Source organism: Pantoea sp. E2023-21 (assembly GCF_051302795.1).
Lineage (GTDB): Bacteria > Pseudomonadota > Gammaproteobacteria > Enterobacterales > Enterobacteriaceae > Pantoea > Pantoea ludwigii_A.
This window is the reverse complement of the sequence record NZ_CP195346.1, coordinates 132,584-146,890: the sequence shown is the minus strand read 5'-3', so window position 1 is coordinate 146,890 and position 14,307 is coordinate 132,584. Positions and strand designations below refer to the sequence as shown.

At 49.0% G+C, this 14,307-nt stretch carries 20 protein-coding genes; 9 read left to right on the top strand and 11 right to left on the bottom strand.

The features are described 5' to 3' along the window. Positions 1-107 precede the first annotated feature (107 nt). The 7 genes from ACRQ84_RS23485 to ACRQ84_RS23455 all read right to left on the bottom strand — a co-directional run bounded on the left by ACRQ84_RS23485 (position 108) and on the right by ACRQ84_RS23455 (position 5,241). Positions 108-455 (bottom strand): cupin domain-containing protein, encoded by a 348-nt coding sequence (locus tag ACRQ84_RS23485; protein ID WP_483818666.1) that lies wholly within the window; start codon positions 453-455, stop codon positions 108-110. Between the two features lie 312 nt (positions 456-767). Beyond that, on the bottom strand, positions 768-1,235 hold the full coding sequence (locus ACRQ84_RS23480; RefSeq protein ID WP_483818592.1) for a hypothetical protein: 468 nt from the start codon (positions 1,233-1,235) through the stop codon (positions 768-770). Positions 1,236-1,582: 347 nt separating this feature from the next. Further along, the gene (locus ACRQ84_RS23475) at positions 1,583-1,759 is read right to left on the bottom strand and encodes a hypothetical protein (RefSeq protein WP_483818591.1); all 177 of its coding nucleotides are present in this window, start codon (positions 1,757-1,759) and stop codon (positions 1,583-1,585) included. Next, positions 1,749-2,090: a hypothetical protein gene (locus ACRQ84_RS23470; protein WP_483818590.1), complete on the bottom strand. Its 342-nt coding sequence runs from the start codon at positions 2,088-2,090 to the stop codon at positions 1,749-1,751. The genes ACRQ84_RS23475 and ACRQ84_RS23470 overlap by 11 nt, the downstream gene beginning before the upstream one ends. Then, the gene (locus ACRQ84_RS23465) at positions 2,081-3,223 is read right to left on the bottom strand and encodes a hypothetical protein (protein WP_483818589.1); all 1,143 of its coding nucleotides are present in this window, start codon (positions 3,221-3,223) and stop codon (positions 2,081-2,083) included. The genes ACRQ84_RS23470 and ACRQ84_RS23465 overlap by 10 nt, the downstream gene beginning before the upstream one ends. Positions 3,224-3,685: 462 nt before the next feature. Continuing rightward, on the bottom strand, positions 3,686-4,138 hold the full coding sequence (locus tag ACRQ84_RS23460) for a GNAT family N-acetyltransferase (RefSeq protein WP_483818588.1): 453 nt from the start codon (positions 4,136-4,138) through the stop codon (positions 3,686-3,688). 197 nt (positions 4,139-4,335) lie between these two features. Continuing rightward, positions 4,336-5,241, bottom strand: coding sequence for a LysR family transcriptional regulator (locus ACRQ84_RS23455; RefSeq protein WP_483818587.1), 906 nt, complete (start codon positions 5,239-5,241; stop codon positions 4,336-4,338). A gap of 98 nt (positions 5,242-5,339) precedes the next feature. Here ACRQ84_RS23455 and ACRQ84_RS23450 point away from each other — a divergent pair, with 98 nt between their 5' ends. From ACRQ84_RS23450 to ACRQ84_RS23430, 5 genes are all read left to right on the top strand, one after another. Next, a complete protein-coding gene (locus ACRQ84_RS23450) occupies positions 5,340-5,867 on the top strand; it encodes a GNAT family N-acetyltransferase (RefSeq protein ID WP_483818586.1) in 528 nt (175 codons plus the stop codon). Then, entirely contained in the window at positions 5,864-7,069 is a 1,206-nt protein-coding gene (locus tag ACRQ84_RS23445; protein WP_483818585.1) for an MFS transporter, read from the top strand. The genes ACRQ84_RS23450 and ACRQ84_RS23445 overlap by 4 nt, the downstream gene beginning before the upstream one ends. 229 nt (positions 7,070-7,298) lie before the next feature. Then, entirely contained in the window at positions 7,299-7,712 is a 414-nt protein-coding gene (locus tag ACRQ84_RS23440; RefSeq protein ID WP_483818584.1) for a GFA family protein, read from the top strand. A gap of 198 nt (positions 7,713-7,910) precedes the next feature. Then, positions 7,911-8,243: a hypothetical protein gene (locus tag ACRQ84_RS23435; protein WP_483818583.1), complete on the top strand. Its 333-nt coding sequence runs from the start codon at positions 7,911-7,913 to the stop codon at positions 8,241-8,243. A 63-nt stretch (positions 8,244-8,306) separates the two neighbouring features. Further along, the gene (locus tag ACRQ84_RS23430; protein ID WP_483818582.1) at positions 8,307-8,765 is read left to right on the top strand and encodes a GNAT family N-acetyltransferase; all 459 of its coding nucleotides are present in this window, start codon (positions 8,307-8,309) and stop codon (positions 8,763-8,765) included. A gap of 60 nt (positions 8,766-8,825) precedes the next feature. On the opposite strand, the gene ACRQ84_RS23425 is transcribed toward ACRQ84_RS23430, so the two are convergent. Further along, a complete protein-coding gene (locus ACRQ84_RS23425) occupies positions 8,826-9,254 on the bottom strand; it encodes an ASCH domain-containing protein (protein ID WP_483818581.1) in 429 nt (142 codons plus the stop codon). A 598-nt stretch (positions 9,255-9,852) separates the two neighbouring features. Between ACRQ84_RS23425 and ACRQ84_RS23420 the strand changes: the two genes are divergently transcribed. Next, a complete protein-coding gene (locus ACRQ84_RS23420) occupies positions 9,853-10,035 on the top strand; it encodes a con-10 family general stress protein (protein WP_483818580.1) in 183 nt (60 codons plus the stop codon). Between the two features lie 133 nt (positions 10,036-10,168). On the opposite strand, the gene ACRQ84_RS23415 is transcribed toward ACRQ84_RS23420, so the two are convergent. Further along, on the bottom strand, positions 10,169-10,384 hold the full coding sequence (locus ACRQ84_RS23415; protein WP_483818579.1) for a YdgH/BhsA/McbA-like domain containing protein: 216 nt from the start codon (positions 10,382-10,384) through the stop codon (positions 10,169-10,171). Between the two features lie 401 nt (positions 10,385-10,785). Continuing rightward, a complete protein-coding gene (locus ACRQ84_RS23410; RefSeq protein ID WP_483818578.1) occupies positions 10,786-11,766 on the bottom strand; it encodes an IS110 family RNA-guided transposase in 981 nt (326 codons plus the stop codon). A gap of 433 nt (positions 11,767-12,199) precedes the next feature. Between ACRQ84_RS23410 and ACRQ84_RS23405 the strand changes: the two genes are divergently transcribed. Next, the gene (locus ACRQ84_RS23405) at positions 12,200-12,406 is read left to right on the top strand and encodes a hypothetical protein (protein ID WP_483818577.1); all 207 of its coding nucleotides are present in this window, start codon (positions 12,200-12,202) and stop codon (positions 12,404-12,406) included. Between the two features lie 217 nt (positions 12,407-12,623). Here ACRQ84_RS23405 and ACRQ84_RS23400 read toward each other — a convergent pair whose 3' ends face one another. Further along, complete coding sequence (locus ACRQ84_RS23400) at positions 12,624-13,304, bottom strand: SOS response-associated peptidase family protein (protein WP_483818576.1); 681 nt, start codon at positions 13,302-13,304, stop codon at positions 12,624-12,626. A 189-nt stretch (positions 13,305-13,493) separates the two neighbouring features. Between ACRQ84_RS23400 and ACRQ84_RS23395 the strand changes: the two genes are divergently transcribed. Beyond that, positions 13,494-13,739: a type II toxin-antitoxin system Phd/YefM family antitoxin gene (locus tag ACRQ84_RS23395; RefSeq protein WP_309836976.1), complete on the top strand. Its 246-nt coding sequence runs from the start codon at positions 13,494-13,496 to the stop codon at positions 13,737-13,739. Further along, entirely contained in the window at positions 13,720-13,995 is a 276-nt protein-coding gene (locus ACRQ84_RS23390; protein WP_483818575.1) for a Txe/YoeB family addiction module toxin, read from the top strand. The genes ACRQ84_RS23395 and ACRQ84_RS23390 overlap by 20 nt, the downstream gene beginning before the upstream one ends. The last annotated feature ends 312 nt before the right edge of the window (positions 13,996-14,307 follow it).

Sequence of the window (14,307 nt, the reverse complement as noted above, 5' to 3'; positions counted from 1 at the left end):
ATAGAGCTGCTTTGTGCCAGAAGCATGTGTTGTAAGCACTCAGGTAGGTTAATACATAGTACGCTGGCCTTACGTTAAGACAAACCGTAGCAATTGTTCATAAGTCGTCAGCAGGATGAAGGGAGGTCAGAACGATCTCCTCGAGTCGTCGGATGTGAAATTACAATAAATTCTACGGAAGACCTTGTGTCGTTTCTGGCTTGATGCTTTGCTCCCGGTGGAATTTCCATCCCCTGCAGGGCTTTGATATTATGCAATTTACCTTCCAGCTCCATCGATAGAACACCATTGAGAACAAAGAAAAACTGTCTGGAAACGGAGTGAAAGTGTCGCTTTTCATAAGTGCCGGCAGGCATTTTTTCATGAATAACCAACATGTCCTGACGGTTTACCAGATACCAACCATCGCAATCGTCGCCCCAGAAATAATGCTCTGCATTTTCCTTTGAAATCATCATCCGTCTCCTGTTCACATGCGCCCATCTATAAAGACCTTAAGAAGGTTATACCGAGAAATGCTGTCGATTCGCAACAGGTTATGATTTGATTATTTACCTAAAGATCTGAACTGCGTCGTTCAACATATCTGGTAGTTATCAATGTATTGGGATAGCAGAATTTTATCGGGCCATAATGTCCGCTCTTCGCTCTTAGCGGACATAAGCCTTACGTCAGTCCGTTTTGTGCCAGAAGCGGACATCGCTCAAGTATTCTTAACAGAACCAAATTGAAATTAGATAAGAACTCTAAGAAGACAATGCGAAGGCCTATTTTTTTAGCTCTCGCTCTTCATATGGAAAATTGAGATATTCGTGTTCTATCTTAATGTCTGTATTTTTAACCCAGCTCCACCACTTTTCCCTATACTCTGAAGCTGTACATTCATTTCTTTTTTCTTGAATTAAGTCTAGGATTTCATCCTTCAAATCAGGATGTTTTTCCATTATTTCGTTTAACACTCTTACAAAAGTGTTTGAGCGAATGGCCAACTTAAAAAAAGCCTCTTTATGATTTTTTATTTTGACATTTAAATTAGCTTGCGTGTTAGCAGCAACATCAATTTGTTGTTGTATCTCCTGTCTATCTGAGTCAGCCTGGGTCTTTAAAAGCGAGTTTTCAAGTTTTGCACTGTGTGCTTCACCTTCTGCAATGCGTTTTTGCAGGTCGTTTAACGCAGCATCAGAATCATAGTTCCAGTAAGGGTTTTGCCCCTTTCCCCAATACCCACCTGCCATACCTTTACCCCCTGTTGTCTATTTTCGAGATATTAATACTTTGTCTATTCGACTGCTATTCTTAGCTCAATTTGTTGGTGAAATTTAGCCAATGCATCCGCTTTTCGCTCAAAGCTGCCTGTTAGACTTTGCATTAGGGTAGCTTCGTGACAAAAGTGACCCTGACCAGAAATCCTGCTTCATTTGAGACCTTGCTATTACTTCATTCCGACTTTACTTGCCTGGTCTGAATGTCTTTTTTTTAGCTTCCTTCATCTCTCTGTGCTTATTCTGTTTTCTCCCTTCAAGCGTGGTGAACCTGAATGCAAAAACCCCAATTAAAATAATCAAAAGAAATATTATGACGATCATTTTTTATCGTCCTTCATTTTTTTATAAATAAGCTCATTGTCTTGGTCAAGCTTACTTTTTCGTTTTTCCTCAAGGCTACGTGACGCTAATGTAGCAGTAACCCAGGCTGTGGCCGCTGTGCCCGCAGCTGCGACTATTGTACCCAGTATTTTTAAAGTCGAGTTACCCGACATAGCCATATCCTTTATTCAGTTCAACATAAAACGCTCGGTCGACTTTACCGTTATCAAAAGGCTCACGTTTGTGAGAATCGATTAGTGCCTGTCTGACCGACTGAACTTCTGCCTGGTAGCTATCAAGAGGCAATTCATCATTAGCAAACCGATAACGCAGTCTCTCAAGCTCCATTATGGCAAGTAGTTGGGCACGATCTGCATCGTTGAAATCACTCCGATGGTTCAACAGCTCGGATACCCTTGCAATATGTCCAAGGTCGCAGTAATCCTGCGATGATTCAAAATGATACTCTTCGCGTGCGTTGTCTTTATGATTTGTCAGGTGCATTGTGTTTTAATCCAAGTATCAAATGAGGTTTCACTGTCATTAAGACATGAAATCGACGCCTCATAATCTTTCATGATCTCGCCGTGCTGCTTACCGATGATGATTACCGATTTAGATGCATTCCAGAGAAAAGGTCCGGCGATTAGATAGTTGAATTTTGCTGTCATTCTTGTCGCACCAGCTGTTGTGCCGACCACCCCACCACTGCCTGCATTAACAAGACATAAAAAGAGCTGAATCAGCAGAGTAGATCCATAAGCGATAGTACTCATCTGGGCTTCATGCAGATCTTTATCCCGCTCGGAGGTGGACTCACCCCAGAATGTGTAAGCTTTATACCCTTTAATCATCAGTTTCATTACTGCGTAAGAAGTCATGTCTGAGGCATGGATGGTGCCAAATTCCCTGCCGAGTGCATCAAGCACGGGGTTCTCTGCGCTATATCCAGACGCGTTCAGCGGATTTTCTTTCCATTTAGTGAAAAAAGATGTGAATGGCAAAGGCAATCCATCGTTAGTAGGCAGATCACTCAGATAGTGCGTCAGTAGGTGCATGACAAGCTTAAAATGTGTAGTAAGCACACCAGAACCGGGATAATGGGCTTCTATGTAATTCAGAAGTAACTGATAAAGACTTTTACCTCCGACCTGCTCCCCGCCGAAAGTCATCCCTTCGGGAAATTTCTGACCCAGATTGAAATCATGGCCGAAAATGTAACGATGCTTCGCTCCGCTCCTGTAGTCGTGAGGACTGGTAGCGCCATCGGGCTTGAAGTTCTCATGAAGCTTGAGGGCTTGTTCCTCAAGAGCTTCTGCATTTAGATTTGTGGCATATGCCGCTGCTACACCCATGAGGCCAATGCCAATCGCAACAGTGATATCGGCTTTTGAGAGCTGCCGATAACCGGTATCGACATCAAGCGCGATAAGCATCTCTTCGAAATTAACATGCCCTACTGCTCTTTGTGCCTGTTCAGCCAGACTCAAATTTTGATCATCGAGACTTAAGACCACATTTCCACGGTGTAATTCACCGAGAAATGTAAGTTCAGCAGCTTTCTTATCCCAGTAATCGGAATCATCTTCTTCAACGAATAGGGACTTAAACCTGGACATAAACGTCATGATGAACATTCGCTCCCTGCGCATTTTCTACCCGGCTACATTATCGGGTAAAAGTAAATGCCGCATTGAATTCTGCCTGTAGTGGTAGATGAAACACTTTTAAGTACTTGTTATCGGCAATCAATGCGAAAAGTTGAGTTTTCAAAAGGCTCTACTATACCCGCTATGATCAGCTCCCCATTGATTGACACACGGCATTGCTAGCAACATCCATGGCGACTCTATTGCGAACTTCCGCTCATCGCTCAAAGCGGCCAGTCAGTTCCTTTGATTTTTTGAAGATGTTTCAGTTTCCGTTCTGCATTCCTGGTCAGAAACGCAGTTTGTCCAGGGATGCACGGATTTAACTGTATTGGTTCTGATTTGCCTGAAAGTGGTTCGGTTTGGTTACGTCAGGGCTGTATCCCGGCAGGCGTCCCTGAAAAATGTTTCACTGGACAGAATATGCGGTCTATCCAGGACGTGACTGTATCAACGCGCTGGGTCTCTGAGGCATAGATGGTGCGTGACTTTTTCTATGCCAGTTAAAGCAACAAAGCCAGCTCGTTCGTAGAAAGTGAATGCTGATGGAGGCGCGTTTGTGTTGATAAAATCAAACCAGTGATCAGAATCCTTAAGTATCTCACTGAGCAGGGCGCTGCCAATCTGCCTTTTTCTCCATCCTGAGTCTACATAGAGATGTCGAAGACGTCCGATGCCAGTTTTTAGCGTATATGGATCGATGTTGAGTCCACAAACGCCAACGATTAATCCATCTACAGAAGCCCCAATTAGTTTTTCTCCGGGTCTATCGAAGCGGTTCTTTCCGCTAAGCCAGTTATCTTCCAGTCGGCGTAACATGTTAAATCCTTCAGCCATGCTCTGCGATCTTAACTCAGCAAATCCTGGGCTGTCCGGGGTGACGTTGGTAAGTTGGATGTCCATGATTCTTCCAGTGATTTCAATTGGCGTAGTCTGGTCAGAATTACGATTGTGTCCAGTATGACAATGGCACTGTCATACTTCTAATGCCATCAGTGTCCGCTCTGTGCCAGAAGCGGACTTAGGTGGCTTAATATCAGCAAGGATAATTTTCGGAGCAGAACAGACCGTATCTGTCAGATAAATTTATTGAATGTTATTTATCTGCTTTCATCTTTTGCAAAATTGGCGTTTAGTATTTTCAACACTTCACTTATGCCCCTGCTGACAATCCGATCCTCCCGCATTACTGTTCCCAGAGTCCGGTGAAGCGAGGGCGTCACAGAGTAAAGACTGAGACCCTGCCTTTCTTCAATACTTGCAACGGACATACGGGGAACGATGCTGTAGCCCAGACCGGAACGTACCATCCTTTTAATAGCTTCAATACTGCCAAGCTCCATCATGGGGCTAGCAGCATGCCCGGCAAACCGGAACCATTCGTCGATCAAGGCGCGAGTCCCGCTTCCGGGTTCAAAGATAATCAATGGCAGTGGCAAAAGGGCGTCGGGAGACAGCGGGTTCGCACTCTGCCCTGATGAATCCTTTTCCATGATTACAACAAACTCATCTGTACCCACCGGGCTGACACTCAGGCACTTACCGGCTGCCGGCAGTGTTACCAGACCAATATCTATACGGTTTTCCTCCACGCTCCGGACAATATCGGAAGTATTGCCAGTGCATACGTCCACTTTTAGCAGAGGATGTATCTGTCGCAGCCGTCGCAGTAAAGGAGGCAGCAGATGAATACAGGCTGTTGCACCAGTACCGACAGTAACGGTGCCGGTTATGTCGTCTGAATGCAGAGATACTGACTCAATGGCTGTATTTACCACTGCATCAATTTTCATACAGTGCTCAGAGAAAGTCAGCCCGGCAGGAGTGGGCCTTATCCCCCGGCTGGTTCGCTCTATAAGCCGGACCTGCAGCGCCTGCTCCAGCTGCCTTATCTGCAGGCTGACGGCCGGCTGAGACAGACCGAGTGCTTCTGCCGCCCCGGAGAAGGTGCCCCGGCTGATAACCAGTCTGAAGGTAGTCAGGTGGTCGAGATTCAGGATTGCCATGCCAAAGTTTTCCTTATACCGCTGATAAGTCCCACGCTCTGTCTGAAAATATTTTTTCGGGTTAGCCTCTGTTTCTGACCGGAAAAGGAGCCGTACCGATGAAAATAACGGAAGCAGATGAACAACATACTCCCGCCATTCAGCGGGTTTATGCTTATCACGTATTACATGGCTCCGCCACTTTTGAAACCGAACCGCCTGATACGGCTGAAATAATGGCCCGTTTGAACAAGTTACGCGCTGCGGGGCTGCCCTGGTTTGTGGCGATCGATGAAGGGCTGGTCCGGGGATACTGCTACCTGTCTTTTTACCGGGAACGGTATTCCTACCGCTTCACCCTGGAAGACTCTATATATATTGACCCCATGTTTCAGGGGCAGGGTATCGGTAAGCAGCTATTGTCCCACGCGGTAAAGTGGGCAGAAACTCGTGGCTTTCGCCAGCTCGTGGCGATGGTGGGAAACAGCGAAAACAGGGCCTCGCTTGCTCTGCACCGTACGGCAGGTTTCAGTATCACAGGCACGCTCAGGTCGGTAGGATTCAAGCACGGGCGCTGGCTTGACACAGTCATTATGCAACGCATGCTCGGGCAGGGCGACGCTGCGCTTCCGGGAAATGCAGATTGAGTGCCGGACGGCTGACAGGCCGCACCGTTTTTTGCATCGGGATGACACAGCTGATTAACTGGGGAATTACCTTCTACATGCCGGGAGCGTTCGGCGCAGCTGTTATGGCGGAGACGGGCTGGTCTCCGGTCGTGACTTTCTCAGGGCTGACCGTGGCCATGCTGGTTATGGGACTGGTATCGCCGATAACCGGCCTTGTCATGGCGCGCGCCGGCGGGCGTACGATGATGATGGCAGGAACCATTTGCATTTCTGCCGGATGTTTTTTGATGGCTCTGACGCATTCTGCCGCTATGTGGATTGCCGCCTGGGTCCTGACGGGCGCCGGCATGCGCTTTGCTCTTTATGACGCTGCGTTTGCGCTACTTGTGGAGACGGCAGGAGTCGGCGCCCGCCGCTCCATTTCTCTGGTCACCCTGCTGGGTGGCCTCGCTTCAGCTGTGTTCTGGCCTGCGGGTGCAGCCCTGTTACGCATCACCGACTGGCGGCATGCTGTCCTCATTTACGGAGGCGCCGGACTGGTTAGCCTGCTTATCCTTTGCGCAGTTCCCTCAGACGGCAGGCCAGCACCTGTTGTGGCCGGTCCGTCAGACGGCGGGGAGGCAAGGACAACCGAAAATCGCCGGACGTTTATAAGTGGGCTCTGGTACACGACGTTGATTGCACTGCTGAGTTTCGTGTCAACCGGTGTGTCCACGCACTTTCCACAGATTCTGGCCGCTTATGGTGCGCCTGCTGTGGCAGGGATGCTCTGGGGAGCAGGCCAGGTCGGGGCCCGCTTGCTGGACGTAGTGTCCGGCGCACGAATATCTGCGCTAAGCCTGAATCTCATTACTGGTATTGCTTTGCCGCTCTGTTTTCTGACAGGCCTGGCGGGGCATTTTACCCCGACAGCTACGGCGGTGTTTGTTCTGGGTTACGGAGCCGTGAACGGGCTGAGCACATTAGTAAAGGCTGCTCTTCCCCTTACTCTGTTCGGTTCGCAGCTCTATGCCCGGAAAACAGGCATGCTGCTGTCCCCTGCGTTTTTTCTCGCGGCTCTGGCGCCGTCGGCGTATGCCCTTCTGCTTGAGCGCGTCGGCATTCCCGGCACGTTGCTTGTCTCTGTTGTTCTGGCTCTGCTTATCACAATGGTTTCCGTGATCCTCTGGCTGCGCCATCCGAATGCGGTTATGTTGAAAAAGCCTGGACGGCATGACTGAAATGAAAATATTTGGATTTCATCCTGATGCAGCGCATGTTGTCGGTGGTTCATCGTCCGGATGCCCTGCCGCCGGTTCAGGCCGCAACCCGAACAGCGGCCTCTTCAACCGCAACAGGCTAATTTATGCCAGAAGTGGACGTTTGTAATTTAGATAGAAACAGGTAACGAACATCAAAAGATATTATGGTAATTATTAAGATATATTTTCTTGGAGGGATTCATCTTTCATGGCAAAAAAATTAATGGCAGGTTGCCACTGTGGGGCTGTTCGCTTTTCCGTTGAGCTGTCAGACAGCTTCAATACCGTTCGTAGATGTAATTGTTCCTTTTGCAGGATGAGAGGTGCGGTTGCCGTATCAGCAGAGTTATCAGGAATTCAAGTTTTAGATGGGAAAGAATTTTTGACTGAGTATCGCTTCAATACCCGGCAAGCCGCTCATTATTTTTGCTCTAAATGTGGAATTTACACATTTCATCAACGGAGATCTAATCCGAATCAGTTTGGCGTCAACGTAGCATGCTTAGAAGGGACGTCTCCGTTTGATTTCGAATCAGTGAATGTTATGGATGGAATTAATCACCCTAACGATGGTGGGGGAGGCATTACTGGAGTATTAACTTACCGGAAAGTTGCCCGCTGAGAATTAAGCGCAGGGATATTCTATTAAAACCGCATTAATCTCATTAGATAGTGTCCGCTATGTACCAACAGCGGACGTTTAAAAGATACGCTTTGCTACACAACTAACCTGCTCAAGATTAAAATCAATCCATTAGTTAAAAACCAGTATTTCTACTAATCGTTGTCTCAAATACCGGAGCAGGTCACCGGAGGTTATGTGTCATTGCAGAGTCTTGAAATCGAGCCTCGCCTACTGCCGGACGTTCGCGCAGGCAGGAACCGTCATACCATTCGATGGCGGGAACGCGAAATTGTGCCGGGCCCTATGCTTTACGTAAACGTGCAAGATGTCTCTGACACGGTCATGGTGTGGGTCACGCATGTCGAAAAAATGCCGCTTTTTGACGTTGCGGCCTGGCTTGGAAAAAGTGCGGAATGGCCTGATGCTGAACTGTTAGAAGGGATGCGTGAGCACTACCCGTCCATCGAGATGGATTCAGAGGTTACGGTCATCCACCATTTACAGCCTGCGGCGTATGTTAAATCTTGATAGGCGTCATAGTTAGAGCAGGCATGGTAGATTCAGTAGTTAAAACTCAGCTGAGGATAGTGAATGTTCAACATTTCAGAAGTCGAAAAAGGGGATACTGACCTGACGTGGTTGGTTAGCGAGCTCGATGCCTTTCAAAGCGAACTGTATCCTACAGAAAGTAACCACTGCCTAGATTTTTCAGCAGTCAGTGACGAGCAGCTCCGATGCGTGATCGTACGTGATGAAGGAAATGCACCTGCAGGTTGTGGTGCTTTGCTATTTCACGAAGACGGCTCAGCCGAGATTAAGCGGGTTTACATTCGACCGGAATACCGCGGAAGGAAGCTTGGGGAGAAGATAGTCAGTGCAATCGAGGTGATTGCTTCAGAAAAGAAATCGCGGCTGTTGCAGCTTGAAACAGGGATTCACCAGCAACCGGCTATAGCGCTATATCGCAGGTGCGGGTACGAGGTATGCGATGCATTTCCCCCGTATAAAGCAGATCCGCTGAGTGTTTTTATGCGCAAAGAGCTTCCTTAACTTAAAGCTGTTATACAGCCAAGGAAGCGCGCTACAGAACTGTTATATTAAATATGAGCGCTAGGCATGGTCAGTCCTGTTACAGACCTCAACGACCTCAAATTCTTCTGCTACAAGCTCCATGTCGTCAGCGTAAAAGCCAGCTCTGGTAAAAAAGGCTTTATGCTCAGATCTCCAGTATTCGAGGCTCAAATCTCCTTCGCCTTCTTTGCGGGCTAATTCCTCAGTAACGTCAGAGAAGCGAACCAGACGCATTGAAGTCATTCTGATGACGCATACCGGCTCATCCCGACCGTCGAGGATAATATTGTGACTGCCTATTCTTGGTGGCGATTTTTCTGCCAAGTATGAGGCCAAAGAACCACAGGATGCGGTTTTAATCCCTTTCATAACCAAGTCCGCCAGCTCGTTAGCCATATCAGCATTGTCTCCGATCTGCCAAGCCTGGGAACCCGGATATTTCGCCTTCAGAGCATCAACTAAATTCATAATAAAATCCTTTTGCAGCAACCGTTTGGTGGTTGAAGTTAGCACAGATTCATTGAATTCGTTTCTGGAGTGGTATGTTTAATGTGGCGTAACATCCCTATCACCAGAATTTTGACGTCTGCTGTTCGCTCATAGTGGACCTGGCGCGTAGTCAGGCCGCTTTGTGCCAGGAGCTGACGTTTGCAACATCAGCATGCACTAATCGGTGGATAACAGATCTCACTTTATAGCCATGCAGACGCAGCGGAGCCATTAGGGGCGTTTTTCTGGGTTTGAGCCGCGGAAAAAAGTGCCGTAAACCCCCCGTTCGCCGCAGAAACGCCCTCAGTGCTCCTGCGGTGGGCGGGCAAGAACTCTAATTTTAAATTCGGGTGCCTGGCGCGTCGGGAACTTAAACAGTTTTCCGCTGCCTGATTAAGTACAGAGATATTCCTCTGTAACGAATTTTCTCCCGCCCTGAGCGGGTTTTTTTTACCCCAAATACGGCAGAACACGTCCGACATAGCAATTTTGGCGTTAAGCATGTCTGAGTTGGCTCCGTATATAACGGCTGCGGCTATGCTTAATCTGGTTTTACTTAACTCAAACTGGAGGCGTTATGACGGGACGTAGAGGCGGTGCCGGGAATTTTGCGGAGAACCCGGAGCGTGCGGCAGATGCCGGTAGAAAGGGCGGTCAGATAAGCGGCGGGAATTTCAGGAATGACCCTGAGCGCGCGATCGAAGCAGGCCGCAAAGGCGGTAAGGTCAGCCGAAGAGGAAAGGCTGAACACTTGTCTTAGTCGTTTCTACTCCCCGGTTGCGATGGCCTTCGCAGCAGGGATGTTATGTTCAGTTCACCCGAGTGGCGGGTTAAAACACAAAAAAGGCCGCCCGCGGGCGACCTTTCCTGGCACTTCCTTTTGCGACCATCCCTTATTTGTACAGCTCAGCCGTCATGTGCACGACGTTGCCGTTGCTGGCCTCAATGATTTTGTACTGCTGACCGTTCTGCTGCGCCTGAGCGGCGATTTTAGCTTCGGCACCGTCCAGTGTCAGGGACGTTGCGGTAACGCTCTGCGCGAAGCTGGCTGCAGACATCAGTGAAAGAGTGGCAACGGCGGCGATAGACATAGCTTTAATGGTTTTCATGGTCTTTATCCTTGGTTTGTATGGTTGAAAGCCTGTGTGCTTTCGATGGAATAATGATAACCAAGGTTACTATTACCTAATTAACAATAAATGCTGGTATTGTGATCGTGCTAACTATTAAGCTGATAGGCGCGGCTTATGAAAGATTCGCCGCTGGGTTGTTATGTTTAATGGGGCAGAGATTCCCTGTCGCCGTCATTTAACGTCCGCTTATCGCTAGCAGCGGACATGCAGCTAACTGTCTAAAGCTCGGACCTGCATTTTCCAGGCATGAGCAGAGCGCTACGGCTTAGAACTGCCGTAATACAATTATCACTTTTCATCTCCTTGTCATTGGTGACGCCACACGTCAAAGACTCGGGCTATTTTGTGATTAATATTTCAATATCAGACTTGAATCCTTATGTAGCCGGCAAGTTTTCAAAAGCTTTGCCGGTATGAAGCACGCCGTAGCACCAGTGAACCAGCTTTCGCATAACAGCCCCGATTGCCACCATCTTAGGTTTGCCACGCAGGCACAATTCTTCATAAAAGTTGCGCATTCGCGTATTGCATCGTCTGGCACAGAGGGCGGACATATACAGCTTTGCACGTAGCTGCGGTGGTCCGATTTTAGACATCTTTGCTTTACCTCGAACGGAAGTGCCCGATCGTTTTTCCACGGGCACCACGCCCAAAAAGGCCGCTGCCTGACTGGCAGACTCAAAATCATGACTACGCAGTAAAACCAGCATGTTCATGCCCAGTTGTGGGCCGACGGCCGGGATGGACGTCAGAAGGTCATAATCAAGCTGTAGCGCTGCATGTGCTTTTATGTGTGCCTTTATCAGCTGCTCAGTGAATTTTACTTCTTCCCGGAGAAGTTTCACCATGCGCATGCAGGAGCTCATCACGTCAGAAGGCGTATGCGTGCTCTGGTATTTTTCGAGCCGGTTTTCCTCACGTACGGCGTCACTCAGCAATGCATCACGCCTGCGGATAAGCGCACTGAGATGCATGACTTCAGCAGAAGGCGGCAGCCATCGGTGCGGCTTTTTCAGCAGCGCGTAGCAGGCCAGCATGTAAGCATCTACCTTGTCCGTTTTGGTCAGAATACCCATACCCTTTGCAAAATCGCGGCTGCGGTGCGGATTTGCAAGAGAAACGTATGCGCCAGTTTCATGCAGCGACAGAGCCAACCGTTCATGATAAACGCCGGTTGCTTCCATAATCAGATGAACGTCTTCCGGGCCACAGTGCTGAAGTCGAAGCCAGCGGATAATATTGGCTGCTGCACTGTTGTCATTTTTTATCTTCTTGGTTCGTATACGACCCTTTATGCCATCATAGAGGATGCAAAGGTCGAGCGAGTCTTTACTAACGTCTATGCCTACAGGGAACATTTTTATTCTCCTCTCACATTGACCGTCACGCCTGTTCGCCTTATACATTCGGAGTCATGCTCCCGGTAACCGTTCAACAAAATGTGCTGGCGTGAAAGGTGAAGCGTAGGGCCGCAAGCTGTCAGGCAGGATCAGTAATTCAGACTGTCCTCAGGGAGGGGCCCGGCTCTCTCCGCTTCGTGTGATGGTAGCTAATCACCACATTATGTTAGATACAAGGGAGGGGTTGGGCTTTCGCCACCATTGAGCCCGTAACCGGCTACGCCGGGCTGACGGCGCCAGCCAGCATCAGCTATTCATGGCGCCTCCATGCCGCTGACGCGGCATTCAGTGCGCAGCCTGCCCGCCCGCCCTGGCAGCAGCAGGGAGTGGAATACTTCCAAAAAAAAAACGTAAGCTAATAACACTCACTTAAATAAGGAGAGCCGGGCTGATGAGAGATAGGACTGTCACGGAATTAGTTGATAAGATTGAGCTGCTTGCAGCAAATGTTAACGCCTCTCCCGCGGAACTCATGGCAGCGCTAAGTATTATTTTTGTGGAAAACCTGAATGCGAATGAAAGTAATATCCTGAAAGTGGATGCCGGTGAGCAGCGCTTACTTATAACTCTCGAAGGGCCGCCCCCTGCGCGACATTAAGGGGATTGAGGGCCGAACCCATTGTGATACCCAAAAAATTTTTTCGTAATCCATTTGCCGGTCATCTAACAGCTGACTAAGCTGGTATGCGCTTCGTATTTTCCACGAAGGCTACACACAGCACGCACACGGTGCGAGAGACTTTCCATACTGTCCTGTTTATGTCCCCACTCTGGCGGGGATATTTTTTTATATCTGGTTTTGCATGCGACCTTTTTCAGTCGGTTGCCTCATGAAGTTGCTCAATCAGTTTTTTTCCCTGATTGTGTATGTTCCCCACAGCCTTACTTACCGGATGCCAGGTAAATTCTTTCTCCGGAATAGCTGCATCATGAGCAATTTCTTCTGCCCGCTCAGGTGATGTATCAGCACCCAGCCATTCACGGACGGCGTCAGCAGTGATCACTAACGGCCGGCGGTCGTGGATGTCGACCATGCCCTGGTTGCTTGATGAGGTAACAATTACAAACCCCTCTTTGCCGTGGTCCTGCCCGTATGGTTGCTTACCGATCGCGGCAAAAAACAGAGGCTGCTTTTTCCTGTGGTAGATGTAGAACGGCTGCTTTTTGCTGCCCTCTTTCTGCCATTCGAACCAGCCGTCGGCCGGCACTATGGCCCGCCCGTGGTTCCACAGCGGCTTGAACATGCGACCGCTTGCCGCCGTTTCTCCGCGTGCGTTAATGAGCGGCTGCTTATCCCACCACTCCGGGCCGTAACCCCAGAACACGGGGTCGAGGTGCAGCGCATCCTCACGCTCGCTGAGGAGGAGCACCTTTGTGCCGGGCGCCACGTTGAAACGGCCAACAGGCTCCGGGTCGAACGTGATTTCGTCCGGTTTCAGACCGAGTGAGTCAAAATACTCATCACGGCTGCTGTACTGCGTAAATCGTCCGCACATAGACACCTCCTGCTGTAAGGATAGCGGGGTATACTGACGTCATAAGGATTCCGGGATCAGATTTTCTCGCTTCCCTTCCTAACCTTTCCATTACAGGGGCGTTTTCCTGAAATGAAATCGGGATAATTTAAAATGTACTTATTTGAGTACATGTTTCATAATGGTCATCAACTGATGGGAGTTAACAACATGCATTCAATCAATTTTACCGATGCCCGCAAGCATTTCGCAGATACGATGAAGCGGGTCACCGACGATGCCGAGCCTGTCCGCATTATGCGTCGCGACGCACCTGACGTGGTTATAATCGATGCGGAAGAGTATGAGGCACTGATAGAAACGGTCTATCTTTTCAGCAACCCGGCGAACGCAGCGCATATTAATGAGTCAATGAAACAGGCGGAGCGCGGCGAGTTTGTCGAAGTGGAATATTAAGTTCACGAAAAATGGCGCTGACGATCTTAACTACTGGCGTGATACAGACAAAAAGAAGTTTGAACGCGTCCGGCAGTTACTTCACAGCATAGAGGCCGATCCGCTGACCGGCATTGGAAAACCAGAACGGTTGCGGCATCACAAAGATCCGGCGCTCTATTCGCGCCGCATCGATCAGAGCCACCGGCTGGTCTACTCAGTCCAGAACGGAGAGATCATTATCTATGCAGCCCGCTATCACTACGGCGATAAATAGTGATAATCAGTCAGCCCGCCTATGCGGGCTTTTTCATGTCCGGCGGGTAAGCAGGGATACAGCCTGGAATATGAGGTTTTCTGGCGGGAGACTCATCCATCTTCACGAGACAAGCAGGGCGGGCGTGAACGAATGCGCAGTCATCACAGAAATATGATTTCACGCCTGCTGACAGCCGCGCAGATCCTTTTTAGCCAAACGGCGGGACTTCGGACGGAGTGTGCTGGGATCGCATTTGGCGCGAAATTCTAACGATATGAACAATCCCTTAGCCTCACGCGAGGTTTGCGGGCGCGTCAGAACGCCGTAAAC

Coding starts and splice junctions, on each gene's coding strand:
- ACRQ84_RS23485 (WP_483818666.1), bottom strand. CDS start 455: ATGATTTCAAAGGAAAATGCAGAGCATTATTTCTGGGGCGACGATTGC.
- ACRQ84_RS23480 (WP_483818592.1), bottom strand. CDS start 1,235: ATGGCAGGTGGGTATTGGGGAAAGGGGCAAAACCCTTACTGGAACTAT.
- ACRQ84_RS23475 (WP_483818591.1), bottom strand. CDS start 1,759: ATGTCGGGTAACTCGACTTTAAAAATACTGGGTACAATAGTCGCAGCT.
- ACRQ84_RS23470 (WP_483818590.1), bottom strand. CDS start 2,090: ATGCACCTGACAAATCATAAAGACAACGCACGCGAAGAGTATCATTTT.
- ACRQ84_RS23465 (WP_483818589.1), bottom strand. CDS start 3,223: ATGTTCATCATGACGTTTATGTCCAGGTTTAAGTCCCTATTCGTTGAA.
- ACRQ84_RS23460 (WP_483818588.1), bottom strand. CDS start 4,138: ATGGACATCCAACTTACCAACGTCACCCCGGACAGCCCAGGATTTGCT.
- ACRQ84_RS23455 (WP_483818587.1), bottom strand. CDS start 5,241: ATGGCAATCCTGAATCTCGACCACCTGACTACCTTCAGACTGGTTATC.
- ACRQ84_RS23450 (WP_483818586.1), top strand. CDS start 5,340: ATGAAAATAACGGAAGCAGATGAACAACATACTCCCGCCATTCAGCGG.
- ACRQ84_RS23440 (WP_483818584.1), top strand. CDS start 7,299: ATGGCAAAAAAATTAATGGCAGGTTGCCACTGTGGGGCTGTTCGCTTT.
- ACRQ84_RS23430 (WP_483818582.1), top strand. CDS start 8,307: ATGTTCAACATTTCAGAAGTCGAAAAAGGGGATACTGACCTGACGTGG.
- ACRQ84_RS23425 (WP_483818581.1), bottom strand. CDS start 9,254: ATGAATTTAGTTGATGCTCTGAAGGCGAAATATCCGGGTTCCCAGGCT.
- ACRQ84_RS23420 (WP_483818580.1), top strand. CDS start 9,853: ATGACGGGACGTAGAGGCGGTGCCGGGAATTTTGCGGAGAACCCGGAG.
- ACRQ84_RS23415 (WP_483818579.1), bottom strand. CDS start 10,384: ATGAAAACCATTAAAGCTATGTCTATCGCCGCCGTTGCCACTCTTTCA.
- ACRQ84_RS23410 (WP_483818578.1), bottom strand. CDS start 11,766: ATGTTCCCTGTAGGCATAGACGTTAGTAAAGACTCGCTCGACCTTTGC.
- ACRQ84_RS23405 (WP_483818577.1), top strand. CDS start 12,200: ATGAGAGATAGGACTGTCACGGAATTAGTTGATAAGATTGAGCTGCTT.
- ACRQ84_RS23400 (WP_483818576.1), bottom strand. CDS start 13,304: ATGTGCGGACGATTTACGCAGTACAGCAGCCGTGATGAGTATTTTGAC.
- ACRQ84_RS23395 (WP_309836976.1), top strand. CDS start 13,494: ATGCATTCAATCAATTTTACCGATGCCCGCAAGCATTTCGCAGATACG.